At 73.0% G+C, this 25,972-nt stretch carries 21 protein-coding genes; 9 read left to right on the top strand and 12 right to left on the bottom strand.

Annotated elements, in window-relative coordinates; all coding sequences use genetic code 11:
- From KGD84_RS04005 to KGD84_RS03995, 3 genes are all read right to left on the bottom strand, one after another.
- Complete coding sequence (locus KGD84_RS04005) at positions 1–786, bottom strand: bestrophin-like domain (protein ID WP_220564766.1); 786 nt, start codon at positions 784–786, stop codon at positions 1–3.
- 400 nt (positions 787–1,186) lie between these two features.
- Positions 1,187–1,381, bottom strand: a complete 195-nt coding sequence (locus KGD84_RS04000; protein WP_220564765.1) for a ferredoxin — start codon at positions 1,379–1,381, stop codon at positions 1,187–1,189.
- Positions 1,382–1,385: 4 nt separating this feature from the next.
- Positions 1,386–2,579: a cytochrome P450 gene (locus tag KGD84_RS03995; RefSeq protein ID WP_220564764.1), complete on the bottom strand. Its 1,194-nt coding sequence runs from the start codon at positions 2,577–2,579 to the stop codon at positions 1,386–1,388.
- A gap of 250 nt (positions 2,580–2,829) precedes the next feature.
- Between KGD84_RS03995 and KGD84_RS33785 the strand changes: the two genes are divergently transcribed.
- The gene (locus tag KGD84_RS33785) at positions 2,830–3,732 is read left to right on the top strand and encodes a GbsR/MarR family transcriptional regulator (RefSeq protein WP_220564763.1); all 903 of its coding nucleotides are present in this window, start codon (positions 2,830–2,832) and stop codon (positions 3,730–3,732) included.
- A 102-nt stretch (positions 3,733–3,834) separates the two neighbouring features.
- On the opposite strand, the gene KGD84_RS03980 is transcribed toward KGD84_RS33785, so the two are convergent.
- A complete protein-coding gene (locus tag KGD84_RS03980) occupies positions 3,835–5,631 on the bottom strand; it encodes a phosphoenolpyruvate carboxykinase (GTP) (protein WP_255647169.1) in 1,797 nt (598 codons plus the stop codon).
- Between the two features lie 707 nt (positions 5,632–6,338).
- On the bottom strand, positions 6,339–7,244 hold the full coding sequence (locus KGD84_RS03975) for a universal stress protein (RefSeq protein WP_220564762.1): 906 nt from the start codon (positions 7,242–7,244) through the stop codon (positions 6,339–6,341).
- Between the two features lie 255 nt (positions 7,245–7,499).
- Here KGD84_RS03975 and KGD84_RS03970 point away from each other — a divergent pair, with 255 nt between their 5' ends.
- Positions 7,500–8,210 carry a DUF998 domain-containing protein gene (locus tag KGD84_RS03970; protein ID WP_220564761.1) on the top strand — a complete coding sequence of 237 codons (711 nt, stop codon included), beginning with the start codon at positions 7,500–7,502 and terminating at the stop codon, positions 8,208–8,210.
- On the opposite strand, the gene KGD84_RS03965 is transcribed toward KGD84_RS03970, so the two are convergent.
- The gene (locus KGD84_RS03965) at positions 8,200–10,347 is read right to left on the bottom strand and encodes a HelD family protein (protein WP_220564760.1); all 2,148 of its coding nucleotides are present in this window, start codon (positions 10,345–10,347) and stop codon (positions 8,200–8,202) included. The genes KGD84_RS03970 and KGD84_RS03965 overlap by 11 nt on opposite strands.
- A 183-nt stretch (positions 10,348–10,530) precedes the next feature.
- Complete coding sequence (gene coaA / locus KGD84_RS03960) at positions 10,531–11,436, bottom strand: type I pantothenate kinase (RefSeq protein ID WP_220565510.1); 906 nt, start codon at positions 11,434–11,436, stop codon at positions 10,531–10,533.
- Positions 11,437–11,769: 333 nt separating this feature from the next.
- Between coaA and glmS the strand changes: the two genes are divergently transcribed.
- Positions 11,770–13,623 (top strand): glutamine--fructose-6-phosphate transaminase (isomerizing), encoded by a 1,854-nt coding sequence (gene glmS, locus KGD84_RS03955; protein WP_220564759.1) that lies wholly within the window; start codon positions 11,770–11,772, stop codon positions 13,621–13,623.
- Positions 13,624–13,720: 97 nt separating this feature from the next.
- On the opposite strand, the gene KGD84_RS03950 is transcribed toward glmS, so the two are convergent.
- The gene (locus tag KGD84_RS03950; protein WP_220564758.1) at positions 13,721–14,086 is read right to left on the bottom strand and encodes an STAS domain-containing protein; all 366 of its coding nucleotides are present in this window, start codon (positions 14,084–14,086) and stop codon (positions 13,721–13,723) included.
- 157 nt (positions 14,087–14,243) lie between these two features.
- Entirely contained in the window at positions 14,244–14,789 is a 546-nt protein-coding gene (locus KGD84_RS03945) for an ATP-binding protein (RefSeq protein WP_220564757.1), read from the bottom strand.
- Between the two features lie 285 nt (positions 14,790–15,074).
- On the opposite strand from KGD84_RS03945, the gene KGD84_RS03940 reads away from it, so the two are divergent.
- Positions 15,075–15,986, top strand: coding sequence for a helix-turn-helix domain-containing protein (locus tag KGD84_RS03940; RefSeq protein WP_220564756.1), 912 nt, complete (start codon positions 15,075–15,077; stop codon positions 15,984–15,986).
- A 486-nt stretch (positions 15,987–16,472) separates the two neighbouring features.
- Positions 16,473–16,727, top strand: a complete 255-nt coding sequence (locus tag KGD84_RS03935) for a DUF397 domain-containing protein (RefSeq protein ID WP_220564755.1) — start codon at positions 16,473–16,475, stop codon at positions 16,725–16,727.
- Between the two features lie 283 nt (positions 16,728–17,010).
- Here the strand turns inward: KGD84_RS03935 and KGD84_RS03930 are convergent, their stop codons facing one another.
- Positions 17,011–18,249, bottom strand: coding sequence for a KamA family radical SAM protein (locus KGD84_RS03930; RefSeq protein WP_220565509.1), 1,239 nt, complete (start codon positions 18,247–18,249; stop codon positions 17,011–17,013).
- A 525-nt stretch (positions 18,250–18,774) separates the two neighbouring features.
- Between KGD84_RS03930 and plsX the strand changes: the two genes are divergently transcribed.
- From plsX to KGD84_RS03910, 4 genes are all read left to right on the top strand, one after another.
- Positions 18,775–19,881: a phosphate acyltransferase PlsX gene (plsX, locus tag KGD84_RS03925; protein WP_220564754.1), complete on the top strand. Its 1,107-nt coding sequence runs from the start codon at positions 18,775–18,777 to the stop codon at positions 19,879–19,881.
- Between the two features lie 62 nt (positions 19,882–19,943).
- Complete coding sequence (argS, locus tag KGD84_RS03920; protein WP_220564753.1) at positions 19,944–21,689, top strand: arginine--tRNA ligase; 1,746 nt, start codon at positions 19,944–19,946, stop codon at positions 21,687–21,689.
- A 298-nt stretch (positions 21,690–21,987) separates the two neighbouring features.
- Positions 21,988–22,590 carry a YceI family protein gene (locus KGD84_RS03915; protein ID WP_220564752.1) on the top strand — a complete coding sequence of 201 codons (603 nt, stop codon included), beginning with the start codon at positions 21,988–21,990 and terminating at the stop codon, positions 22,588–22,590.
- 83 nt (positions 22,591–22,673) lie between these two features.
- Positions 22,674–23,711: an outer membrane protein assembly factor BamB family protein gene (locus KGD84_RS03910; RefSeq protein ID WP_220564751.1), complete on the top strand. Its 1,038-nt coding sequence runs from the start codon at positions 22,674–22,676 to the stop codon at positions 23,709–23,711.
- A gap of 52 nt (positions 23,712–23,763) precedes the next feature.
- On the opposite strand, the gene rbsK is transcribed toward KGD84_RS03910, so the two are convergent.
- Entirely contained in the window at positions 23,764–24,663 is a 900-nt protein-coding gene (rbsK, locus tag KGD84_RS03905) for a ribokinase (protein WP_220564750.1), read from the bottom strand.
- Entirely contained in the window at positions 24,660–25,493 is an 834-nt protein-coding gene (locus tag KGD84_RS03900; protein WP_220564749.1) for an exodeoxyribonuclease III, read from the bottom strand. Before KGD84_RS03900 ends, rbsK begins: the two co-directional genes overlap by 4 nt.
- Between the last annotated feature and the right edge of the window lie 479 nt (positions 25,494–25,972).

The following is a 25,972-nucleotide window of genomic DNA, read 5'->3' as shown; positions in this document are numbered from 1 at the left end:
TCAGTGGGCGGACACCGGGGTGGCCAGGGCCTGGTCGATGGCGTCGAGGCCGGCCAGGGCCTCCTCGAACCCGCCCGCGTCGTGGGCCAGGAGCCCGCTGAACGGGTGGCCCATGTAGAACAGCAGCACCACCGTGGCGAACACGAACGCCAGGTTGGCCGCGGCCCAGAAGTAGGCGATCCGGGAGCCGCGCCGGAGCATGGCGAAGGGCAGCACCGCGACGGCGATCGCCGAGAGCGCGGCGATGCCGGTGAGCAGCGGGGGCATGCCCTCGGTGGCCGCGTCCGCGCGCTCCAGGCGGGCCTCCCCCAGGGCGTTCAGCTCCTGGCGGGCGGTGAGCCGGTCCAGCCCGTCGCCGGTGTCGGAGACCGACAGGGACCGCACCGACGCCGCCAGGGCGGCATAGGCGGCGTCGCCCTCCGCGCTGAGCCCCTCGGCCGCCTCCATGGCGGGCCAGTCGTCCTCGATCACGGCGCTCAGGTAGGCGCGCAGCCGATCGCGGACCTCCTCGGACTCGTCCTCGGGCAGGGCGACGGTGCTCCAGTACAGGGACTGGGCGGAGCCGACCTCCGCCATCACCCCGTCCTCGGCGCCCTTGTAGCCCTCCCATCCGATGACCACGCCCATGGCGGCCGAGCCGAGGTAGAGGGCCAGGACGCAGGGGGCCACGACGATGCCGACGGCACCGCCCGATTCCCCGTCGTCGACCCGGAAGCGGCCGGCGGCCAGAACGGCCCCCGCGACCATGACGGCCAGGACGGCGAGGATGAGGAGCAGGGTGAGCATTTGGGGTTCCCGAGGGCAGATTTCGTCACTGTCGGTCACATGATTAGCACGTACCGGAATCCCCTTGTGGGAGTTCGTGGAAACACCCGCAAATGTTCGGTTGGCGTTGCGGACCGAACGGACGGGCCCTGCTACCAGGACCGGAACCCCGCACGCCGCACCCGTCACCGGAACACCCCACCTCCCGAACGCGCCCGCCGAAACCCGGGAGCGGGACGGCCCCGCCCCACCGCCTCCCGTTGTGCCCACCGGAACACCCCACCGCCCGAACGCACCCGCCGGAACCCGGGCGACAGGGAGGCCCCGCCCCGCCGCCTCCCCGGCCCGGCCCGGCCCGTTGCCCGTCGCCCACCGGCCCTCGAACCCCGGCCACCGAACCCCCGACCACCGAATCCCGAACTCAGGGCACGAGGGCGACCGCCCCCGACGGGCACGTGTCCACCGCACGGCGGACCGCCGGGTTCCCGGGGTCGGGGGCGTCCCCGCCCACCGGCTCGACCAGCCCCTCCTCGGGGTCCTGGTCGAACACACCGGGCGCGCCGAGGACGCACATCCCGGCCCCGATGCAGAGCGAACGATCGATCACGACCCTCACCGGCTCACTCCCCGTCCCAGGTGACGGGGAGGCCGTGCACCCCGTGGACGTCGGCGTGCTCCCGCACCCGCACCTCGTCGGCGGGGACCGCCAGCCGCAGGGTCGGGAACCTCCCGAAGAGCCCCGCCAGGGCCACCCGCAGCTCCACCCGGGCCAGCTGCTGGCCCAGGCACTGGTGCGGGCCGTGGCCGAAGGCGAGGTGCCCGGCCGTGTTCCGGCGCAGGTCCAGGGTGTCGGGGTCGGCGAACTTCTCCGGGTCGCGGTCGGCGGCCTGGGCCGCGATGGTGACGGTCTCCCCCGCCCGGATCACCCGCCCGTCCAGTTCGACGTCCTCCAGCGCGACGCGCACCGTGGTGTGCGCGATGGTCAGGTACCGCAGCAGTTCCTCGACGGCCCCCTCGACCGCCTCGGGGCCCTCGCGCATCACCGGGACCTGGTCGGGGTGGGTGAGCAGCGCGAACACCCCCAGGCCGATCATGTTCGCGGTGGTGTCCAGGCCCGCGCCCAGCAGCAGGGACCCGACCGCGACCAGCTCCTCGGAGGTGAGGTCGCTCGCGGTCAGGTCGGAGAGCAGGTCGTCGGTCGGCGACCGCCGCTTCTCCTCGACCAGGTCCGCGATGTACCCGCCCAGACCTCCCATCGCCGCCTCCAGCGCCTCCTGGTCTGCGTCGAGGTCGTTCGCCGCCTCCGCCAGGCGCTGGAAGCGCTCGCGCTCGTCGGCGGGCACGCCCAGCAGCTCGCAGATCACCAGCGCGGGCACGGCCTGGGCGAACACCGGGACGAGGTCGAGCCCGGGGCCCAGCGCGGCCATCGCGTCGAGGCGCTCGGCGGTGATCTCCTCCACCCGTTCGGTGAGGGCGTTCATCCGCCGGACGGTGAACCTGCCCGTGAGCAGGCGGCGGTAGCGGGTGTGCTCGGGGGCGTCGAGCCCGATGAACATGCCCGGGGGCGCGGGCGGCAGCGGCCCGGTGAAGCCGCCCCGGGCCACCGGCAGCCGCATGATCTCGCGGCGGGAGCTGAACCGGCGGTCGGCCATCACGGAACGGGCCAGGGCGTGGCCGGTGACCAGCCAGCCGGTGTGACCGTCGGCGTAGGCCATCCGCCCCAGGCGGGGCCGGTCGCGCAGCTCGGAAGGCGGGTCGAAGGGGCACCCGCGGGGGCGTTCGGTGGGCAGCGGCTCCGGAGTGACCGTGGTCATGGCGCATCCTCGGGGAGGGCGGGACGCCGGTCGGCGCGTCCCGCGTACGGATCGTTCAACGCGAATAAAACGCTACGTTGCGTTCAAGGATCCATCAATACATAATTCACGGGGGAACACTTAAAAAGCAGGCAGGGGCAGCTAAAGATTGCAACAGGCCTGCACGCGAAAGCAACGATCATCAAGAAAAGCGTTGCAACAGCCTGGGGTCGAACGCACCACCGCACCCCGCCGAGAACGGAGGGACCCCGTGCCCGGAGGACGGCTCACCCACCAGGAGCGCCGCCACATCGCCCGCGGTCTGGCCGACGGGCTCGGCTACGCCGAGATCGCCCGGCGCCTGGAGCGGCCGACCTCGACCGTCAGCCGCGAGGTGTCCCGCAACGGCGGCCGGAGCGGCTACCGGGCCGACCCGGCCCAGCGGGAGGCGGACCGGCGCGCCCGGCGCGGCGGGACCGCGGCGGCCCGGTCCACGGCGGGGACCCGGGAGCGGCCCGGCGCCCCGGCCGGGGAACGGGGCGTTCACGCGGCCCGGCGGCGGGAGGCCCGCACGACCCGGCGGGGGGACGCCCGCGCGGTCCGTGACTTCGAGGGGGAGTTCGTCCGGGCGCTGACGGCCTCGGGGATGACCCGGATGGCGGCCCGGGTGCTCGCCCGCCTGTACGCGGCCGACGGCCCCGGCCTGACCGCGGCCGACCTGGTCCGCGCGCTCGGGGTCAGCCCGGCCTCGGTGTCGCTGGCCGTCGGGTTCCTGGAGGAGCAGGGCCTGCTCCGGCGCGTGCGCGGCGGCCGCGGGCGGCGGGACCTCTACGCCGTCGACCAGGACATCTGGTACCGGTCCGTGAGGGCGTCGATCCGGGCGAACCTCGCGATCTCCGAGGCGGCCCGGCGCGGGGCGCTGGAGCTGGGCCCCGACACCGTCCCCGGGCTGCGGCTCTCGTCCACGGCGGAGTTCCTGGACCGGATCGGCGAGGCGCTGGCCGGAGCCGCCGACGAGCTGCGGCCCCTGCTCGTACCCGGGACCGCCGGAGCGACGGAGATCCCGGAGTCCCCGACGGCCCCGGAACCCTCGAAGCCCCAGGGCCCCTCAGAGTCCTCGGAGACCTCGAAGTCCGCAGACCCGGCCGAAAGGACGGACCCGGCAGACCCCTGACCCTCCCCCCGGAAAGCGCCGGGGCGCGGGCACCGTGCGGTGCCCGCGCCCCGTGCCGACACCGGCCCCGCGCGCGGAAGAAGCGGGGCCGGCGGGATGCCGCTACCGGCCGAGCCGGTCCAGCAGGGCGTGGTACTCGTCCCAGAGCTCGCCCGGGAGGTGGTCGCCGAAGGTCTTGAAGAACTCGGGGACCAGGGCGGCCTCCTGCTTCCAGATCTCGGGGTCGACGGAGAGCAGGAACTCCAGGTCCTCGGCGGACAGGTCCAGGCCCTCGGTGTCGATGCCGTCCTTGGCGGGCAGCAGGCCGATCGGGGTCTCGACGGCGTCGGCGGTGCCCTCCAGGCGCTCCACGATCCACTTGATGACGCGGCTGTTCTCACCGAAGCCGGGCCACACGAAGCGGCCCTCGGCGTCCTTGCGGAACCAGTTCACGTAGAAGATCTTGGGCAGCTTCGCCTGGTCGGCGCCGGCGCCCACCTTGATCCAGTGGGCGAAGTAGTCGCCCATGTTGTAGCCGCAGAAGGGCAGCATCGCGAACGGGTCGCGGCGCAGCTCGCCCACGGTGCCCTCGGCGGCGGCGGTCTTCTCGGAGGAGACGTTGGCGCCCAGGTAGACGCCGTGCTGCCAGCTGAGGGACTCGGTGACCAGCGGGACCGCGGTGGCGCGGCGGCCGCCGAAGAGGATGGCGGAGATCGGCACGCCGGCCGGGTCCTCCCACTCGTCGGCGATGGTCGGGGCCTGCCCGGCCGGGGTGGTGAAGCGGGAGTTGGGGTGCGCCGCGGGCTCGGCGGACTCCGGGGTCCAGGGGCGGCCCTTCCAGTCCGTCAGGTTCGCCGGGGGCTCCTCGGTGAGACCCTCCCACCACACGTCGCCGTCCTCGGTGAGGGCGACGTTGGTGAAGATGCTGTTGCCCCACAGGGTGTCGATGGCGTTGGCGTTGGTCTTCTCGCCGGTGCCGGGGGCGACGCCGAAGAACCCGGCCTCGGGGTTGATGGCGCGCAGGCGGCCCTGGGCGTCGAAGCGCATCCAGGCGATGTCGTCGCCGACGGTCTCGACCTTCCAGCCCGGGATGGTCGGCTGGAGCATGGCGAGGTTGGTCTTGCCGCAGGCGCTCGGGAAGGCGGCCGCGATGTAGTGGGTCTTGCCCTCCGGCGAGGTGACCTTGAGGATCAGCATGTGCTCGGCGAGCCAGCCCTCGTCGCGGGCCATCACCGAGGCGATGCGCAGCGCGTAGCACTTCTTGCCCAGCAGGGCGTTGCCGCCGTAGCCGGAGCCGTAGGACCAGATCTCACGGGTCTCGGGGAAGTGCGAGATGTACTTGGTGGGGTTGCAGGGCCAGGGCACGTCCTCCTGGCCGGGCTCCAGCGGGGCGCCGACGGAGTGGACGGCCTTGACGAAGTCGCCGCGCTCCTCGATCAGGCGCAGGGCGGCGTCGCCCATGCGGGCCATGATGCGCATGGAGACGACGACGTACGGGGAGTCGGTGATCTCGACGCCGAGCTGGGAGATCTCGCCGCCCAGCGGGCCCATGCAGAAGGGCACGACGTACATGGTGCGGCCGCGCATGGAGCCCTGGAAGACCTCGCCGAAGGTGGCGCGCATCTCGTCGGGGGCGATCCAGTTGTTGGTGGGGCCGGCGTCCTCTTCGCGCTCGGAGCAGATGTAGGTGCGGTCCTCGACGCGGGCCACGTCCGTGGGGTCGGAGGTGCAGTAGAAGCTGTTGGGGCGCTTCTCCGGGTTGAGGCGTTTGAAGGTGCCCTGCTCGACGAGCAGGTCGGTGAGACGGGTCCACTCCTCCTCGGAGCCGTCGCACCAGACGACGTTGTCGGGCCGGGTCAGCTCCGCGACCTCGTGAACCCAGGACACCAGTTCTTCGTGGGAGGTCGGGGCCACGCCCAGATCAATACCGACAGTCACAGCGGCTCCTTCGTGAATCGAGATCCCTCGCATCATGAACGACGCCCCCCTGCGGTGACCAATTGGTATAGGCCAATGGTCTAAAGCTATACGGCTCGGAAGCCGGGAATCCCTGTGCTGCAAGGCTTTTCGGAACGGCACTCATGCGCCGGGAGGGGCCGTGGTGGCGGGTGTTCCCTTCGCGGTGGAACCCGATTCCCCCGCAGGAGAGGGGAAGGAACGTCCCTGCGACGACACGCCGTGTCGTTCGTCACACACGGCCGCGACCCCTCACCGGTCCACCCGTGGGACGCGGGGTGGACCGGTCTCCGAAGGCCCCGGCTCCGGCCTGCGGAGATCCCGGAACCCCCGCGCACGGCCGCGTCGGCGCCGTCCATGCCGCTGCCGCCGTCGAAGCGCTCGGCCGCCCCGGCCCCGGGCACCGCGCGGGCACGGCCCGGCCCGGCCCGGGGCCGTCCCGTCAGGACACCTCCCCCTGCGACGGGGACCGCGTCACCGGCCGCCGGTGGCGCCGCGACGGCCCGCGCCGTCCGGGTGCCCTCCCCGAGGGCGTGTTCGGCGGATCATCCCGGGCCGCGGTCGCGGGGCCGCCTCTCGCCGCGCGGCCGTCTCGCGAGAGATCGCCTCGCGGCCGCTCCCGGCATTCGGCGCGAGCGCCGGAACGCTCGAAAGCGTCCGCCGGACACGCCCTAGCGGAGTATGGCGACCGGGCCGCGGGCGCCGTGCAGGACCGAGTGGCTGACCGAGCCCAGCAGCAGGCCCCGGAAGCCCCCGCGGCCCCGCGAGCCCACCACGATGAGGTCCGCGGGGGTGGCCTCCTCCAGCAGGGCGACCACGGGGTGGGCCCGCACCACCCGGGTGCTCACCGGGACCTGCGGGTGGCGCAGCCGCGCCTGGGCCAGCTCCTCGTCCAGCGACTGGCGGGCGGCCTCGGCGGCGGTGGTGTCGTCGAACAGCTCCGGCGGGATCGGCCCGGTGGCGGCGGCGAACGCCACCAGCGGCTGCCAGGCGCTCACCGCGACCAGCTCGGTGTCGGCGAACTCGGCCTGGGTGAACGCGAAGTCGACGGCCCGGCGGCTGGGCTCGGACCCGTCGATGCCGACGATGACCCGGCCGCGGACCCCGTGTGCGGCGGCGTGCTCGTGCGGGAGCACCACCACCGGCACCGGGGAGCGGGCGGCCAGCTCGATGCCGACGGAGCCCACGAAGGCGGCCACGATCCCCCGCAGCCCGCGCGAGCCCACCACCACTGCGACGGCCCCCTCGGCGGCGGCCTCGGCCAGCAGCGCCTCCACGGGGCGGGCGTAGGACAGGCGGGTCTGCACCCGGAGTTCGGGGAAGAGCCGCGATATCCAGTCGGCGGCGTAGGACAGCAGGCGCTCGGCGTCGCCGGTGTCGGCCTCGTCCGGGGGGACGTCGAGCCGGGTGTGCGCCCCGAACACCCCGACGGAGGTCAGGGCGCCGGCCGCGGCCACGATCCGCACGCCGAGCCCGCGCAGCACCGCCTGCTGCGCCGCCCACTCCAGGGCGTGGCGGCTGGAGTCGGTGCCGTCGACCCCCACGATCACCCACCGTGTCGTGGTCGGATCGTCCATCGTGCGCACTCCCTCTCCGGCCGGGTCCGTCCGTACGTGCCCGTCTGCTCCGTTCTCTGCATGATGCCGCGCCCAGGCGCACCCGTGGATAACGGTGACGCCGCGAGTTGGCCGAGGCGGGGTCACCCCGAGGGGTGACGGAGCGGTCCCCGGGGCATAAGACCCCCTGACCGACCGGTGTGACCGGGAGCACCCGGGGGTCCTCCGTCCGAGAGACGTGGAGAGGGCTTCGGGTGAGAACGGAGGGCACGCGCGATGTCTTACTCGGGACATTGGCACTGGGACTACCGGGACGGCCGGGTCGCGGCCGTGGCCGCCGCCATCGTGTACAGCCTGTGGGCGCTGGAGGTCATGCTGCCCGGCGGGAGTCTCGGGCAGGGCGCGTCGGCCGACCCGGAGTCGGGGTTCGGCAGGTTCCTGGACAGCGCCCACCGCGCGGGGTCGATCCTGGTGGTGCTCGCCGCCGCGCTCGGCCTGACCCTGGGCGCCCGCCGGACCGGCTTCTGGCTGACCGCGTCCTGGTGGTCGATGGCCGTGTTCGGCGCGGCCTCCTTCGTCGCCTCGCTGCTGCCGGGCCGCTGTGTGGTCTCCACGGACGTGGCCTGCGCCTCGGAGGCGCTGGCCGAGGGGGTGGGCGGGGCCACCGCCGCGCAGCCGGTCCTGGCGACCGTCACGATCGTGGCCGCGCTGGCCGGCGCGGTGACCCTCGCCGTTGACCGGCGCAGGGCCGCCGACCCCGCCTGGGTCTGGGCCGCGGCGGTGGCCGCGCTCCAGGCGCTGGCCGCGGTCGCCGTCCTGGTCCTGGCCGTCCGGGTCTCCGGCGGCGACGGCGACCCGGGCGTCGCCCTGGGCCTCCTGGAGCGGGCCCACCTGGTCACGGTCGCCCTGTGGCTGCTGACCGCCGGGATCCTCTCCGGCCCCTGGAAGCGCTCCGGCGTCCGCCGCCCCACCCCCGTCAGCCGCTGACGGGGGTCTCGGCGAGGGGGGCGGGGAGCGGGCGGGAGTGGACGACGTGGAGGGTGCTGACGGCGCGGGTGAGGACGACGTAGAGGCGGTTGAGGCCGCGCTCCTCGGCCTCGGCGATGGCGGCCGGCTCGGCGACGACGACCGCGTCGAACTCCAGGCCCTTGGCCAGGCCCGCCGGGACGGCGACCAGGCGGGCGGCGTCCAGGCCGGTGTCGTCGTCCAGGACCGGGACGTCCAGGCCCTCCGCGGCCAGCTCCTCCAGCAGGGCGGGCAGGTGGGCGTCGGCGGCGATGAGGCCCACCGACCCCTCCCCCTCCAGGGCGGTGCGGCAGGCCCGGGCCACCTGGGCGGCCAGGCCGTCGGCGGCCGGGGTGACCCGCAGTGAGCCCGGGGCGCGGCGGACCGCGACCGGGGCTCCCAGCCCCCTGGCGATGGTCGGCAGCAGCCGGGCGGCGAAGTCGATGATCTGCGCGGGCACCCGGTAGCCCCGGTCCAGGACGCTCAGGTGCCCGGTGGGCTTGCCCAGGTGCTCCAGCAGCGTGGACCAGGTGCGGACCGCGGACGGGCTGGTCCCCTGGGCGATGTCGCCCAGGACGGTGAGCGACCCCGACTCGCAGCGGCGCCCGATGGCCCGGCACTGCATGGGGCTGAGGTCCTGGGCCTCGTCCACGACGATGTGGCCCAGCCCCGCGGGCCGGTCGATGAGCGCGGCGGCCTCGTCGATGAGCGCCAGGTCCTCCGCCGACCAGCGGGCCGACCTGGGTCCGCGCGGCCTCCCCGGCAGCAGGACGGCGGCCTGCTCCCGCTCGTCGAGGATCCCGTCGGCGGCCCGGGCCAGCCGCTCGGGGTCGGTGAGCAGCCCCAGCACCTGGGCCGTCGGCTCCACCTTGGGCCACAGGGCGGTCACCGCGGAGCGCACCGCCGGGTCGCGGCGGACCTGCTCGTGGGTGCGGTCGTCGCAGACCTCCCCCTCGGACTCCATGAGGGTGAGCACGGTGTGCGCGATGCGGTGGGACAGCAGCTCGCGGCCCGAGCCGTAGGCGACGCCGCGGCCCGCCAGCTCGTCCAGCAGGGGCCGCAGGTCCTCCGGGTAGAGCCGCCAGCGGCGCGAGCCGCGGCGCACCATCAGCGCCTCCTCGGGTTCGCGCAGGTGGGACCAGAGGTCGCGGCGGATCACCTCGGCCATGCGGGCGTCGCCCTTGACCCGGGCGGCGAAGGGCTCCTCCGTCCGGCGCACCCACCCGGCGGCGGGCCGGAACCGCTCGGGCAGGCCGCGGGTGAGCAGGTCCCCGACGGTGGTCTGGGTGACGTCGACCTCGCCCAGGGCGGGCAGAACGTCGCGGATGTAGGAGAGGAACGACCGGTTGGGCCCGATGATCGCCACGCCCGCCCGGGACAGGCGTTCGCGCTCGGTGTAGAGCAGGAACGCGATGCGGTGCAGGCCCACCGCGGTCTTGCCGGTGCCCGGCGCCCCCTGCACGCACAGGGTGGTGCCCAGCGGTGCGCGGACCAGGTCGTCCTGCTCGGGCTGGATGGTGGCGACGATGTCGCGCATCGGCCCGGTGCGGGGCCGCTCGATCTCGGCGGCCAGCAGCTCCCCGGGCCGCTCGTCGGGTACGGGGGCGCCGGTCAGGTGCTCGTCCTCGAACGCGGTGAGCACCACCTCGGGGTCCCGGCGCGGCCCGTGGTCGAGGGTGGTGAACCCGTACCGCCGGCGCACCAGGACGCGCATCCGGTCGGTGGGCGAGGCGCGGTAGTAGGCGACGCTGATCGGCGCGCGCCAGTCCAGGACCATGGGGCGGCCCTGCGGGTCGTGGACGTGCCGGCGTCCGATGTGGACCCGGTCGGGCCCCCGGCCGGCGTCCTCGTCGAGGAACACGGTGCCGGGGTCGAAGTCGAGGCGGCCGAAGAACAGCGGCGCCCCGGGCAGGTCGGCGAGGGCGGCCAGGCGGCGCTGCCGTCCGCGCTGGAGCGCCGCGTTGGTGACCTTGTCGTTGACGACGTCGCCGAGCATCAGTTCGGTGCCCTCGACCTCCTCGCGCATCGCCCGCAGGGCGGCGCGGGCGGCGGCGAGGGAGTCTCGTTCGGCGACCAGTTCGGGGTCGGCGGGCGTGGTCGTGGGATCGGTCGTGGTCATGCGGACCTCGGGAGGGATCGACGGGACACGGCACGGCCTCGCGCGTGCGCGGGTCCCGCCCCGGTCGCCCTCAGGGCCCGGTTCGTTCCGATCCTCGTGAAGCGCACGGCGTCCCATCCGGGGTGGGCCGTGGAGAGAAAGAAGGACCAGCCTACCCCCGCCCGGGCGTGTCCCGGACCGTCCTCAGGTCTTGCGCAGGCGGACCCGGCTGACCCGGTGGTCGTCCCCCTTGAACAGGACGAGGGTGGCCCGTCCCCGGGTGGTGCGGATGTTCTCGACGAGGTTGACCTCGTTGATGGTGCGCCAGGTGTTGGCCGCGAACTCCAGGGCCTCCTCCTCGCGCAGGGTGGTGGCCATGTGGTGGAAGTAGGACCGCGGGTCGGAGAATGCCGTGCGGCGCAGCTCCCGGAACCGGTCCAGGTACCAGTTGCGGATGTTGTCGACCCGGGCATCGACGTAGATCGAGAAGTCGAAGAAGTCGGACACGGCCAGCCGCCCGGCCGTGGCGGGCTGGAGCACGTTGATGCCCTCGACGATGAGGATGTCGGGGCGGTGCACGGTCTGGCGCTCGCCGGGGACGATGTCGTAGTGCAGGTGCGAGTAGACGGGGATGTCGATGCGGTCGGCCCCCGCCTTCATCTCCGAGACGAACCGGACCAGCGCCCGCCGGTCGTAGCTCTCGGGGAAGCCCTTGCGGCGCATGAGGCCGCGGGCCTCGAGCACCGCGTTGGGGTACAGGAAGTTGTCGGTGCTGACCAGTTCCACGTCGGGGTGGTTGGGCCACTGGGCCAGCAGGGAGCGCAGCAGGCGCGCGGTGGTGGACTTGCCGACCGCGACACTCCCGGCCACGCCGATGATGAACGGGGAGGGCCGGTCGGCCTCCCCGAGGAAGCCCCGGACGGCGGCGTGCCGCTGCTGGGTGGCGCCGACGTACAGGTTGAGCAGCCGGGACAGGGGCAGGTAGACGTCCCGCACGTCCTCCAGGGACGTCGGGTCGGTGGTACCGCGCAGCCGTGCGAGCTCGGCCTCGGTCAGGGAGAGCGGAGTGGCGGCCCGCAGAGCCGCCCAGGCCTCCCGGTCCAGTTCCACGTACGGCGTGGAGACGCCGTTCTTCGTCGGGTGGGACACGAGTGACCACCCTAGACGAGGGCCTCGACCGGTCCGGGCGCCCGGGTCCCGGGTAAGCCCGAAGCAGGGGCGTAACGTGGTCGAAACCACATGTTCCCCGGCAGGTCCACCAAGGTTTTTTTGGCCGGGTACGGCCCGGTGGAACCGGTTCCACTCGGACGCCCCGCACGGCCCCCACCTGCGCGGTCTACCCGTGGTACACCAAATGGTCTATACCGTTACCTGGGAAAACGACCATTGGTATCAACGGGTGGTTGGTCGATTCGGCGTCCTTTTTGGCCTACGCTGGCGGCCATGTGCGGAATCGTTGGCTACGTCGGGCCGCAATCGGCGCTCCAGGTCGTCGTGGACGGCCTCGCGAGGTTGGAGTACCGCGGATATGACTCCGCGGGTGTCGCTGTGCTGGGCGGGGGCGCCCTGCACACGGAGAAGCGGGCCGGCAAGCTCGCGAACCTGCGCGGTGCCCTGGAGGAGCACCCGATCACCGGAGAGGGCGCGGGCATCGGCCACACCCGCTGGGCCACCCACGGCGCCCCCAATGACGTCAACGCCCACCCCCACGTCGACAACGACAACCGGGTGGCGGTCGTCCACAACGGCATCATCGAGAACTTCGCCGCCCTGCGGCTGGAGCTCGAGGACGCGGGCTGCAAGTTCACCTCCGAGACCGACACCGAGGTGGCCGCCCACCTGCTCAGCACCGAGCTGGCGGCGCGCGGCGACGGGGACCTGGCCGCCGCCATGCGCGCGGTGTGCAAGCGCCTGGAGGGCGCCTTCACCCTGGTCGCCGTCTCCGTGGACGACCCCGACCTCGTGGTCGCCGCCCGCCGCAACTCGCCGCTGGTCGTCGGCCGCGGGCAGGGGGAGAACTTCCTGGCCAGCGACGTGGCGGCGTTCATCGCCCACACCCGCGACGCGGTCGAGCTGGGCCAGGACCAGGTCGTGGAGCTGCGCCCGGACTCGGTGCGCGTCACCGACTACGACGGCGTTCCCGTCGAGGTCAACGAGTACCACGTGGACTGGGACGCCTCCGCCGCCGAGAAGGGCGGCTACGACTACTTCATGCTCAAGGAGATCGTCGAGCAGCCGCGTGCGATCGCCGACACCCTCCTGGGCCGCCTGTCCGTGGGCGGCGAGCTGACCCTGGACGAGATGCGGCTGTCCGCGCAGGACCTGCGCTCGGTCGAGAAGATCGTCATCATCGCCTGCGGCACCTCCTACCACGCGGGCCTGATCGCCAAGTACGCCATCGAGCACTGGTGCCGCATCCCGTGCGAGGTCGAGGTGGCCAGCGAGTTCCGCTACCGGGACCCGATCCTGGACCGGCAGACCCTGGTGATCGCGATCTCCCAGTCGGGCGAGAGCATGGACACCCTGATGGCGGTGCGCTACGCCCGCGAGCAGCGCGCCAAGGTGCTGGCGATCTGCAACGTCAACGGCTCCACCATCCCGCGCGAGTCCGACGGCGTGCTGTACACGCACGCGGGCCCGGAGGTCGGGGTGGCCGCCACCAAGACCTTCCTCACCCAGCTGGCCGCCTGCTACCTCATCGGCCTGTACCTGGCGCAGGTGCGCGGGCTGAAGTTCGGCGACGAGATCGACGCCGTGATCGCCCAGCTGGCCACCATGCCCGAGCACGTGGAGAAGGTGCTGGACACGGTCGGCCCGGTGCGCGAGCTGGCCCGGTCGCTGTCGGACGCCGACACCGTCCTGTTCCTGGGCCGCCACGTCGGCTACCCGGTGGCGATGGAGGGCGCGCTCAAGCTCAAGGAGCTCGCCTACATGCACGCCGAGGCGTTCGCGGCGGGCGAGCTCAAGCACGGGCCGATCGCGCTGATCGAGGAGGGGCTGCCGGTCGTCGTGGTGGTGCCCTCGCCGCAGGGCCGCAGCGTGCTGCACGACAAGATCGTGTCGAACATCCAGGAGGTGCGCGCCCGCGGCGCCCGCACCATCGTCATCGCGGAGGAGGGCGACGAGTCGGTGCGACCGTACTCGGACGTCCTCATCGAGATCCCGGCGGTGCCGACCCTGCTCCAGCCGATCGTGGCGACCGTGCCGATGCAGGTGTTCGCCTGCGAGCTGGCGCTGGCCAAGGGCAACGACGTGGACCAGCCGCGCAACCTGGCCAAGAGCGTGACCGTGGAGTAGTCCCCGCCGGGGGTGTTCCCAGGGCGCGTCCGACCCCGTCGGGCGCGCCCTCCGCGTTACCCGGGTCATCCGGGGGCGGCCGGCCGCGCGGGCGCGGTCAGCGGGCGGCGGCGCGGGTCCCCGCGTGCGCGGCGACCGCGGAGGCCAGGTCGCCGTGGGTGGGCAGCAGGGCGCGCAGGTCCAGCACGTCGAGGATGCGCGAGAGCTGGCGGGGCGGGCAGGCCAGGGCCAGGTGGCGGCGCTCGCGGGTGGTGACGCGCATCGCGTTGATGAAGGCGTTGACCCCGGAGGCGTCGATGAACTCCACCGCGGCCAGGTCGACGACCACACAGCCCCGGGCGGCGGCGGCCGCGATGGCGGCGTACGCGGACTCGGCGGTGGCGATGTCCAGCTCGCCGCCGAGCGCGACGACGGTGGCGCCGTCGCAGATGAACCTGTCCCGTCCCGTGTCCAGCACGTCCACGCCCCGTTCCCCGCGTCGGAAAACTTCCCCTGTCGGACGCGATCGGTCGAATACCGACATGCGCTGACAGCCTACTCTGCTCCGGGACTCGGCAGAGTGGGCCGAAGGCGGGATGTGGACGGCGGGGCGGCCGTGCCGGGAGGGCCCTGGGTGCGGGTCAGTCCCGCCCGCCGCAGACGGCCCAGACGACCTTGCCGCCGCGGATCGGGTTCCAGCCCCACTCGCCGCTGAACGCGGCGACCAGGCTCAGGCCGCGGCCGGACTCGGCGAAGTGGTGGGCGTCGACCTTGTGGGGGGCGCGGTCGCTGGTGTCGGCGACCAGGCAGGCCACCCGGCCGAAGCCGTCGGCCCGGCTCAGCCGGACCACGACCGGGGTGGTCCCGGGGTCGTGGTCGGGGGTCAGCGCGTGGCGGCAGGCGTTGCCGACGAGCTCGGAGAGCACGAGGCGGACGTCGTCGGCGACCTCGGCCAGGTCCCATTCGGCCAGGACGAGGCCGGCGAGCCGGCGGACCGCGCCCACGGAGTCGGGGACCGAGGCGAAGGAGCCCACGACGTGCTCGGAGGTGCGCTCGGTGCGGCCCAGGGGGGTGCCGCCCAGCGGGTCCGCCCACCGCCCTCCCGGGAACCGGGGGACTTCGGTCAGGGAGGGACGGCGCCAGGATGCCCCGGAGTGCCGCTCCGAGGACATCAGCTCTGCGTTCATCACGATCCTCACGAGTGGTGAAGCGGGTTCGCTCGGCCTTGTCTGCGTGTGGCACCGTGTCTTACCGATGTAAGCCACAGATGCACGTGCAGATCAACGCCCGGCAAGCCTATAGGACGAACAACCCTTATTGGTAGATGTCCTTCGAAGAATTCACACACGGGCATCCGGATTTACTGTCGACACAGAAGGCCTCGGAACGCCCACCCCGAACCCCTGTTCCCAGCGGAATGGGCTCGGTATACTGGGCGGTCGCTCGCGCCAAAGCCGCTACAGGGAGGCGATGTGGTCGCCGATCACGCAGAGAACTTCCAGGTCACCCGGGATTTCCTGGCGAATTCCAGCGGTGGCCCGACCGTGCTGCGCATTCTTCTCGGAACGCAGCTCCGCAAGCTGCGCCAGGAGAAGGGGATTTCCCGGGAGGACGCCGGATACGCCATCCGCGCCTCCCACGCCAAGATCAGCCGCATGGAGCTGGGCCAGGTCAGCTTCAAGCACCGCGACGTGGAGGACCTGCTCAAGCTGTACGGCGTGACCCACGCCGGCGAGCGCGAGGCCCTGCTCGGCCTCATCACCAGCGCCAACGCCCAGGGCTGGTGGCACAAGTACAGCGACGTGCTGCCGAACTGGTTCGGCGTCTACGTGGGCCTGGAGGAGGCCGCCTCGGTCATCCGGACCTTCGAGGTGCAGTTCGTCCCCGGCCTGCTCCAGAGCGAGGGCTACGCCCGCTCGGTGATCCGGCTGTCGCGTACCGCCACCTCCGAGGAGGACATCGACAGTCGCGTGCAGATGCGCATGCACAGACAGCGCAGATTCACCGAGGACGAGGGCCCCCGCCTGTGGGCGGTCATCGACGAGGCCGTGCTGCACCGGCCCTTCGGCGACGCCGCCGTGATGCGCGGGCAGATCGAGCACCTCATCGAGATGTCCCGCCGGCCCAACATCACCGTCCAGGTCGCGACCTTCGCCATGGGCGGGCACCCGGCGGCCGGGGGGCCGTTCAGCATCCTACGCTTCCCCACCCCGCAGCTGCCCGACGTGGTCTACCTGGAGCAGTTGAGCAGCTCCCTGTACTTCGACAAGTTCGAGGACACCAGCCTCTACGCCCAGACGATGGACCACCTGGCCACCCAGGCGCCGCAGCCCTCGGCCACCGAGGGGATCCTGCGCTCGTTCCTGGAACGCTACCGCGACTGAGACCCCCGGGAACCCGCCTCCCGACCGTCCCCCGCGACCGCCCCGCGACAGCCACCCCCACAGCCGCCCACGACCCCCGCGGAGCCTCCCCGCGGCACACATCCCCCGGCCCCTTCCCAACGCCCGGTACCGCTCCGCGTCCGGGCGTTCGCCGTGCGCGCACACCTGTGCGGCCCGACTGACCGGCTTCGGCCACGACTGGGAAACGATCGGGGGTCCGCGGAACCCCTCCCCGGAGCCCCCACGTTAGCGGTGACATGCACGTCCTCACCCTGGGATCTTGCATATGTGCTTACCGACGTAATCACGTATGCACGTGCATGAGCTACTCTCTGGGTGCGCACCGGGGACGGAACGGCACATTGGGGAAGATCTCTCCTCAGAAACCCCGACCGGTCCGGTGACTCCGGCACGAGCGCCCCCGACGTGTCGGCGGCAGCGCGTGGACACCCGCTCACACGTCCCCCGAAGTTCCAGGAGGTCGAGATGTCGCCCATCTACAACGGCGTTCCGGCAAGCCGTCTGCCCAAGGTCGAGTGGACCAAGAGCAGCTGGAGCAATCCGGATGGGAACTGCGTCGAGGTGGCGACCCTGCCCGGCGGGGAGTTCGCGGTCCGCAACTCGCGCGACCCCCAGGGGCCGGTGCTGGTCTACACCCACGCCGAGCTGGAGGCCTTCGTCCGCGGCGCCAAGACCGGCGACTTCGACGCCCTGCTGGGCCAGGCGGGCTGCCGGGTCTGACACCGGCGCGCGCAGGTCCGCGGCACCGACGGGCACCGTCGCCCGCGGACCCCACAGAACCCCCTTGGAGAAGCCGTCCGCGCCGATGGCCACCGCGCCGGACCCCGGCCGCGCGGTGACCGCCTTCCGTCCACGGTGCGGACGCACGAGGAGCCCGGTACCCCTCGACGGGTACCGGGCTCCTCCGTACCTGCACGGCCGCCGCGGCCGGAGGCGGTGGAGGCGCGGGCGGGGCCCTGTGTTCAATGCCCTGCACGGGCGCGGACGGGCCCCGCCGCGGCCCCTACAGGCGGGTGGGGTCCACGCCGCCGTCGCCCGCGGCCGCCGGGGGCGTCTCCCACGGGAAGTGGGTGGCGCCCAGGGCGGGCTTGAGGTCGAACAGCCAGGCGGCCTTCTCGTCGTACTTGGCGAAGAACGGCCTGCCCACCAGCTCGGGGTCGCGCGCCTGGATGAAGTGCAGCGCGAACACCTTCTCGCCGGCGACCTCGGTGACGCCGTCCACGCACACCTTGCCCGGGGTCGCCGACATGGACGGTCCGCGGACGGTGCGGGCCAGCCCGGACACGTTCTTGTAGGCGCCGCGGAAGATCTCGTAGGCCTCCGCCAGCGGCACCGCGAAGTAGTCCTGCGGGCCGGTGTCGCGCTCGACGAACATGTAGTAGGGGACCATCCCGTGGCGCAGGTGGGTGCGCCACATGCTCTCCCACACGGCCGGGTCGTCGTTGATCGTGCGGATCAGCGGCGCCTGGGTGCGGATGACCGCCCCGGTGGAGCGGATGCGCCGCACGGCCTCCTGGACGATCTCCGGCCGCATCTCGTTCGGGTGCGAGAAGTGCGCCATGAACGCCAGGTTCTTGCCCGAGGCGACGACCTTCTCGAAGAGCCGGAGCGTGTCGTCGGCGTCCGGGTCGGTGACGAAGCGCTGCGGCCAGTAGGCCAGCGCCTTCGTGCCGATCCGAATCGCCTCCAGGTGCTCGATCTCCAGCAGCGGCTCGATGTACTTGGAGATCACGCCCTCGCCCATGATCATCGGGTCGCCGCCCGTGAACAGGACGCTGGTGACCTCCGGGTGCGAGCGCACGTAGTCGACCAGCTGGTCGATCTCGCTGGAGGCGAACTTCAGGTCGGCGTCGCCGACGAACTGGGCCCAGCGGAAGCAGTACGTGCAGTACGCGTGACAGGTCTGCCCCTGCTTGGGGAAGAAGAGCACGGTCTCCTGGTACTTGTGCTGGATGCCCGGGATGGGCTCGTCGTCCACCTTGGGAACGTTGAGGTCCATCTGTCCGGCGGGGTGCGGGTTGAGCCGCGCGCGGACGGCGTTGGCCGCCTCGTTGAGCTCCTTGCGGGGCGCCCCGGCCTTGATCAGGTCGGCGATCCGCGTCACGTCGCTCTGCGGCAGCATGTCCGCCTGCGGGAACACCAGCCGGTAGATCGGGTCGTTCGGCGCGGCGTCCCAGTCGATCAGCTCGTCCAGGACGTAGCTGTTGACACGGAAGGGCAGGACGGTCGCCACCGCCTGCACCGCGAGCCGCTCATCGGCGGCGAGGCCGGCTCGCGCTGTGAGCTCGTCGATGTGCTTCGTCGTGTAGGCACGAAACCGACGTCCGGTGGACGGGGACAGTGCCGCCTCTGGCGTAACGCTCACGACTCTCCTCTCCTGGATGCGATTCAGGGCCGCCCGCGCGGGGTCGTGAGGGCAGCCCTGATCCGGGGGTTCCGGTGTGCGGGCACCCGGGGAACCTCCGGAAACGGAATTCGTGTTCGGTTGTCACATGCACCCGGAGCGTCATGAACACCCGGGCCAGCGAGCGGATATACCCCTACTTGGGGCTTTGTACCCAGGTGGAGCAAAATACAGCCCTGACCTGGACATACGGGAAGTATCCTCGCATGAGTGGATGAATGTCCCGAACCGCAGGGCTTCCCACTCCACCCGGTACGGTGTTTGCACACCACCCGCGCACCCGTCGGCGTGTGCCCGCATCGGCGCGGGGACCTGCACCGACGGCGTGCCTCCACCGATTCACCTCACCGTGAAGGACGCCACGTGACCGGCACCTCCGACGCGGACGCGCCCGTCGCACTCCGCCGCACCTCGCCGCCGATCATCGCCGTCGACGCGATGGGCGGCGACAACGCCCCCGGGGCGGTCGTCGAGGGCGCCGTCCTGGCCGTACGCGAGCTGGGCCTGCGGGTCGTCCTCGTGGGCCGCCGCACCGAGATCGCCGGCCTCCTCGCCGAGCACGACGCCCTGCGCGACATCCCGGTCGTGCACGCCGAGGACAGCCTCGCCATGCACGAGGGAGCGCTGGCCAGCTGGCGGCGCCCCCGCTCCAGCGCCGCCGTCGCCTGCCGCCTGATCCGGCGCGGGGACGCCGACGCGCTGGTCTCGGCCGGCTCCACCGGCGGGGTCGTGGCCACCTCCACCGTGCGGCTGCGGACCCAGCACGGAGTGCTGCGGCCCGCCCTGGCGGTCACCCTGCCCACCGGCGAGACCCCGACGATCATGGTGGACGCGGGGGCCAACGCCGACGCCAAGCCGGAGATGCTGGTGCAGTTCGCGCACCTGGGGTGCGCCTACGCCCAGACGGCGTTCAGGGTGCAGCGGCCCCGGGTGGGGCTGCTCACCATCGGCTCCGAGCCCGGCAAGGGCAACAGGCTGGTCCGCCGCACCGCCGAACTGCTGGCGGCCGCCGCCGAGGACTCCACGATCATGGACTACCGCGGCAACATCGAGGGCCACGACCTGCTCGCCCGCAAGGTCGACGTGATCGTCACCGACGGGCACACCGGGAACGTGGCGCTCAAGGCCGTGGAGGGGACCGCCGCGTTCGCCATGGACGCCGTCCGCACCGCGCTGACCTCGTCGGTGGCGGCCAAGGCCGGGGCCATGCTCCAGCGCAAGGCCCTGCGCGGGCTGCGCGAGCGCCTGGACAGCGAGACCTACGGCGGCGCCGCGCTGCTGGGGCTCAACGGCACCGTGGTGATCGCCCACGGCGACAGCCGGGCCCGGGGCATCGCCCACGCCTGCCGCCTCGCCCACGACCTGGCCGCCGGGGACATCGGCGAGCACGTCCGCCGCCGCCTGCACACCCGCCCGGCCGGGTGGCTGCACCGCCTGGCCCAGTCCGAGGGCCCCGCCGAAGGGCGCTGAGGAGCGGCGGGGCGGGCGGAGAAGCGCCGAGAACACCCCCGCGGGCTCGGTACGCTTGGGACATGGCCGACCCGCAGGAAGTACTCTCGCGACGGGTCCAGTCCGCCCTCGGGGCCGCCTTCGGCCCCGAGTACGCCGACACCGACCCCGTCATCCGCCCGTCACAGTTCGCCGACTACCAGGCGAACGCCGCGCTCGCACTCGCCAAGCGCCTGGGCCGAAAGCCGCGCGAGGTGTCCGCGGCGATCATGGAACACCTCGACGTCGCCGACGTCTGCTCGGCCGTGGAGGTCAGCGGGCCCGGCTTCATCAACCTGACCCTGCGCGACGACTGGATCTCCGGGCGGACCCGCGAGCTGCTCGACGACGAGCGCCTGGGCGTGCCCGTGCAGGAGCGGCGCAACATCCCGCTCGACTACTCCGCGCCCAACGTGGCCAAGGAGATGCACGTCGGCCACCTGCGCACCACCGTGGTCGGCGACTCGCTGGCGCGGACCCTGGAGCTGCTGGGCCACAACGTCATCCGGCAGAACCACATCGGCGACTGGGGCACCCCCTTCGGCATGCTCATCGAGCACCTGCTGGAGGTCGGCGAGGACTCGCCCGAGGCGGACCTGCTCACCACCGACCCCAATGCCTTCTACCAGGCGGCACGCACGAAGTTCGACTCCTCGGGCCCCGGGCCGGAGGAGTTCGCGGCCCGCGCCCGGCGCCGGGTGGTCGCCCTCCAGAGCGGCGACGAGGAGACGCTGCGCCTGTGGCGCGAGCTGGTGGGCCTGTCCAAGGTGTACTTCAACAAGGTGTACGCCAAGCTGGGCGTCACCCTCACCGACGACGACCTCGCCGGCGAGAGCACCTACAACGACATGCTCGCCGCCGTGTGCGACGAGCTGGAGGCCAAGGGGATCGCCGAGATCAGCGACGGCGCCCTGTGCGTGTTCCTGGACGGCTTCACCGGCCGCGAGGGCAAGCCGGTGCCGCTGATCGTCCGCAAGAGCGACGGCGGCTACGGCTACGCCACCACCGACCTGGCCACCGTCCGGCACCGGGTGGAGGACCTCAAGGCCGACCGCATCCTGTACGTGGTGGGCGCCCCGCAGGCGATGCACTTCAAGATGGTGTGGGCGGCCGCGCGCGAGGCGGGCTGGCTGCCGGACTCCGTCGAGACCACCCACGTCCAGATCGGCAACGTGCTGGGCTCGGACGGGAAGATCCTGCGGACCCGCAGCGGTGCCCCGGTGCGGCTGATGGCCCTGCTGGACGAGGCGATCGACCGGGCCGCCGCGGTGGTCCGGGAGAACCGGCCCGACCTGTCCGCCGAGGAGCAGGCCGGGATCGCCCGCCAGGTGGGCATCGGCGCGGTCAAGTACGCGGACCTGTCGGTGGCGCACGACACCGAGTACACCTTCGACTTCGACCGCATGCTGGCGCTGACCGGCAACACCGGCCCGTACCTGCAGTACGCGCAGGCCCGGATCCGCTCGATCTTCCGCAAGGGCGGGCTGTCGCCGGAGCAGGCGCGGGCGGACATCACCGTCGGCCACGCCGCCGAGCGGGCGCTGGCGCTGAAGCTGCTGGAGTTCGGCCCGGTGGTGGCGCAGGTCGGCGACCTGCTCCAGCCGCACCGGCTGTCGACCTACCTGTTCGAGCTGGCCCAGTCGCTGACGGCGTTCTACGAGCACTGCCCGGTGCTGACCGCCGGCACCGAGGCCGAGCGCGAGTCGCGGCTGACGCTGATCGCGGTGGCGCTGCGCGTGCTGGTCCAGGGCCTGGACCTGCTCGGCGTGGAGGCGCCCGAGCACATGTAGGGCACGGCACCCGCAGGTGCCCCGAGGGCACCGGAAAGGGCCGGAACGCGGTGGCGCGTTCCGGCCCTTCGCCGTGTGCCGGATCCCGGCCGGCAGGGGCCGGGTCCCGGAACGGTCATCGTCCGAGAGAACTCTCATAGCGGACGAATTCCCTTGCATCCCAGGCTTCTCCGCTTCCCGGGACGGAGCGAGTCCCATCTCTCGCCTTTCCCCGCGTCCGAAACCCGGGTCCGGGTGGTACACCGGACCTAGGCTGAACGGACAAAAGACCTTTTACGGACAAAAGGGAGAAGTAGGTATGGAATCCACTCCGGTCGGCCCGGCGCCGGGTCTCTGGCACCTGGACCCCCTGCACTCCAGCCTCATCTTCGTCGCCCACTACCTGCGCTTCGGCCGGGTCCAGGGCACGTTCGGCCGTGCGCGGGGCCGGGTGCTGGTCGCCGAGGACCCCGGCGCCTCGAAGGTCGAAGTGGTCATGGACGCCTCCAGCATCAACACCGGCGTCGGCGCCCGCGACGCGCACCTGCGCTCCGCCGACTTCCTGGACGTGGAGAACCACCCGGAGCTGCGGTTCGCCTCCACCGGCGTGGAGCCCGGCGGCCGCGGCCGCAACGCCTTCCGCCTGCACGGCGACCTCACCGTGCACGGCACGGCCGCCCCGGTCACCCTGGACGCCCAGTGGGTGGGCGAGGCCCCCGACTACGCGTTCCCCGACGACGTGTACGGCCACTTCTTCTCCGCCACCACCCGCATCCGCCTGTCCGACCACGGCGTGGGCGACGGCGGCGAGGTGCCCTGGGGCGGCCGCCTGGTCGGGGACGAGGTCGACATCGTCCTAGAGGTGCGGCTCCAGGACCAGGACCCCGCGCCGTTCCTGGCGCAGATCGGCCACGAGTCCTAGGAGACTCCCGACGAGGGGGCACCGAACCGGCGCCGGGGGCGTCTGAGCGACCGAACGCCCCAACGACCCCCTCGAAGGACACGATGACCGACAGGATCGTCACCCTGGCCCACGGCGCCGACGCGTACGCCTACGCCTTCACCGAGCGCGCGGCCGAGAGCGGTGCACCCGTCCGGCACACCGCCCGGTTCTCCATACGGGACGGGGCCACCGGCCACACCGTCTCCCCCGGGCTGGACCGCGTCGCCTACGCGGCCGGCGGGGAACTGGTGTGCGCCGACCGCGACGGCACCGCGCTCTGGCGGCACCCCCTCAGGACCGGCGACCAGGACGGCACGTACCTGACCGGCGGGCCCTCGTGCGCCTTCTCGCCCGACGGGCGGACCCTCTGGCTCTACCGGCAGGGCCCGATGGTCCCGGTCCCCCGGGGCGAGTCGCCCGAGATGGACCGCAGGCTCGACCGCAACCCGCACCTCAAGCGCGGCACCGACCGGCTCCTGGCCCTCGACGCGGCCGACGGCACCGTTCTGGCCGAGGCCGTGCTGGGGAGTTCGGGGCACGGGGCCCTCGTCCGGCCCCACCCGGACGGGGAGCACGTCCTGGTGGGCGTGATGGAGGGCCAGGACGGGGGCCGCAACTTCCGCGCCCGCCTGGAGGACGGGGGGCTCGACCTCCACGCGTACGGGACGTACGGCTACCTGGAGGACCTGTCACCGAGCGGCCGGGTGTTCATGGTCGGCGACGAATCGGGGATCACCCTCCACTCCTTCCCCGACGGGGAGGAGCTGGGCGGCTTCGGGCTGGACGCCTTCGACCACGACGGGGACGACTTCGAGACGCTCTTCCTCGGCATGCACCTGGCGGCCTTCCTCGACGAGGACCGCGTCGTCGTCTCCGTCCACGGCGAGCGCGCCGTGCCGGAGCCGGAGGAGGACGAGGAGGACGAGGACGACGGCCAGGACCTGGACTTCCGCGAGAACCACGTCGTGGAGGCGGCCACCGGGCGGGTGCTGGGCCCGCTCCCCGGGGAGTCCCGGCACCACGAGCGCCTGGTCGTGATCGGGGACGGCTCCTGGCTGAGCGTCGACGGCGCCGAGCGGCCGCGCCGCCACACCCTCTGAGGACGCGCGGCGGGGGCGGCACCGTGCGGTGCCGCCCCCGCCGTCCGCCGGATCAGCCCCCGAGCAGGGCCTCGACCTCGGCGCGGGTCGGCATCGAGGAGCTGGCGCCGTGGCGCTGGACCGACAGCGCGGCCGCGGCGGCGGCGAACCGCATGGCCTCGGCCGGCCCGGCGCCCTCCGCCCGGGCCACCGCGAAGGAGCCGCAGAACGTGTCGCCGGCCGCGGTGGTGTCCACGGCCTCGACCTTCAGCGCCGGGACGTGCACCGGCTCGGCGCCGCGCGCCCCGTACAGGGAGCCCTCGCCGCCCAGCGTGACGAGCACCTCCGGGACCCGCTCCAGCAGCGCCGCGAGCGCCTCGCGGGGGTCGGTGCGCCCGGTGATCGCGGCCGCCTCGTGCTCGTTGGGGACGAGCACGTCCACCGACTCCAGCAGCTCGTCGGGCAGCTCCCGTGCCGGGGCCGGGGTGAGGTGCACCCGGACGCCCTGTTCGCGGCCGGTGCGCGCGGCCGCCACGACCGCCTCCATCGGCAGCTCCAGCTGGAGCAGGAGGGCGTCGGCCCCGCCGATGAGCTCCCGGTCGCCGGGCACGGTGCCGGTGACCTCGCCGTTGGCGCCGGGCACGACGATGATCGAGTTCCCGCCGCGGCCGTCCACGACGATGTGGGCGATGCCCGAGGGGCCCGGGACGGTGCGCAGGCCGGTGGTGTCGATGCCGGAGGCGACCAGGTTGCCCCGCAGCTCGGCGCCGAAGGCGTCGTCGCCCACCGCGCCCAGGAACACGGTGTCGGCGCCGGCGCGGGCGGCGGAGACCGCCTGGTTGGCGCCCTTGCCGCCGGGCACCTGCCGGAAGGCGGTGCCGGTGACGGTCTCACCGGTGGCCGGAGCGGTGCCCACGTAGGCCACCAGGTCCATGTTGACGCTGCCGAAGACGGCGATGCGCGGGCCGCTCACGCCCCGTCCTCCTTCTTCTTGTCGCGGGGCAGGCCCTCTTCCCCGTCCAGACCGACGATGACGGGCGCGTGGTCGGAGGCGCCCTTGCCCTTGCGCTCCTCACGGTCGACGCTCGCACCGCTCACGCGGGCGCGAAGCGCCGGGGAGGCCAGCACGAAGTCGATGCGCATGCCGCGCCGTTTGGGGAAGGCCAGCCCCTTGTAGTCCCAGTAGGTGTAGACGCCGGGGCCGGGGGTGTACGCGCGGGCGACGTCCTCGAAGCCCGCCTTGCCCAGGGCCCGGAAGGCCTCCCGCTCGGGCTCGGTCACGTGGGTGAGGCCGTCGAAGGCGGCCACGTCCCACACGTCGTCGTCCTGGGGGGCGATGTTGAAGTCGCCGACGTAGGCGATCTGCGCGTCGGGGTCGGCGGCCAGGGCGGCCGTGCCCGCCTCGCGCAGGGCCTCCAGCCAGCGCAGCTTGTAGGCGTAGTGGGGGTGGTCGATCTCGCGGCCGTTGGGCACGTACAGGCTCCACACCCGGACGCCGCCGCAGGTGGCGCCGATGGCGCGGGCCTCGGCCTCCTCGGGGTCGCCGTAGCCGGGCTGGCCGGGGAAGCCGACCTGCACCTCCTCCAGGCCGACCCGGGAGGCGATCGCGACGCCGTTCCACTGGGAGATCCCGTGGTGGGCGACCTCGTAGCCGCGGTCGGTGAAGACGGCGGCGGGGAACTGGTCGTCCCTGGCCTTGGTCTCCTGGATGGCGAGGACGTCGACGTCGCTCCGGTCGAGCCAGGCCCCGATCCGTTCGACCCGGGCCCGGGCACTGTTCACATTCCAAGTCGCGATACGCACAGCGCCAGCCTAGGGCTTCGCGGCGACAGCGGAGAAGGAAGCGGGTGCGGCGGGCCCGAAACACGGGCCGGCCGGAGGCCGGGAGGGCCCGGGAGGCCGTTGACCGGGGGCGGTGGAGGGCGACAGGCGGGGAGGGAAGCCCGGCCGCAGGCCGTCCTTTGAGGGCGGCGGAGGGAGACGGGCAGGGAGAAAAGCCCGGCCGCAGGCCGTCCTTTGAGGGCGGCGGAGGGAGACGGGCAGGGAGAAAAGCCCGGCCGCAGGCCGTCCTTTGAGGGTGGTGGAGGGTGACGGGCGGGCCCGGTGCGGCCGTCCTCCGCACCGGGCCCAGGACGGGACTCCCAGCACATGCCCGGTTGTTTCCGTCGCGCCCCGTAGGACGGCCGAGCGGGCTCCGAGGTTCGCATTTCGCCCAAGGTTTTTGCCCGGCCGCCGCGCCCCGGCACCGGGGCCGGCCCGCCGTGCGTCGGCGCGCCCGCCTC

It is taken from the genome of Nocardiopsis changdeensis, assembly GCF_018316655.1.
Taxonomy (GTDB): domain Bacteria; phylum Actinomycetota; class Actinomycetes; order Streptosporangiales; family Streptosporangiaceae; genus Nocardiopsis; species Nocardiopsis changdeensis.
This window is presented reverse-complemented; position numbering and strand designations above follow the sequence as displayed.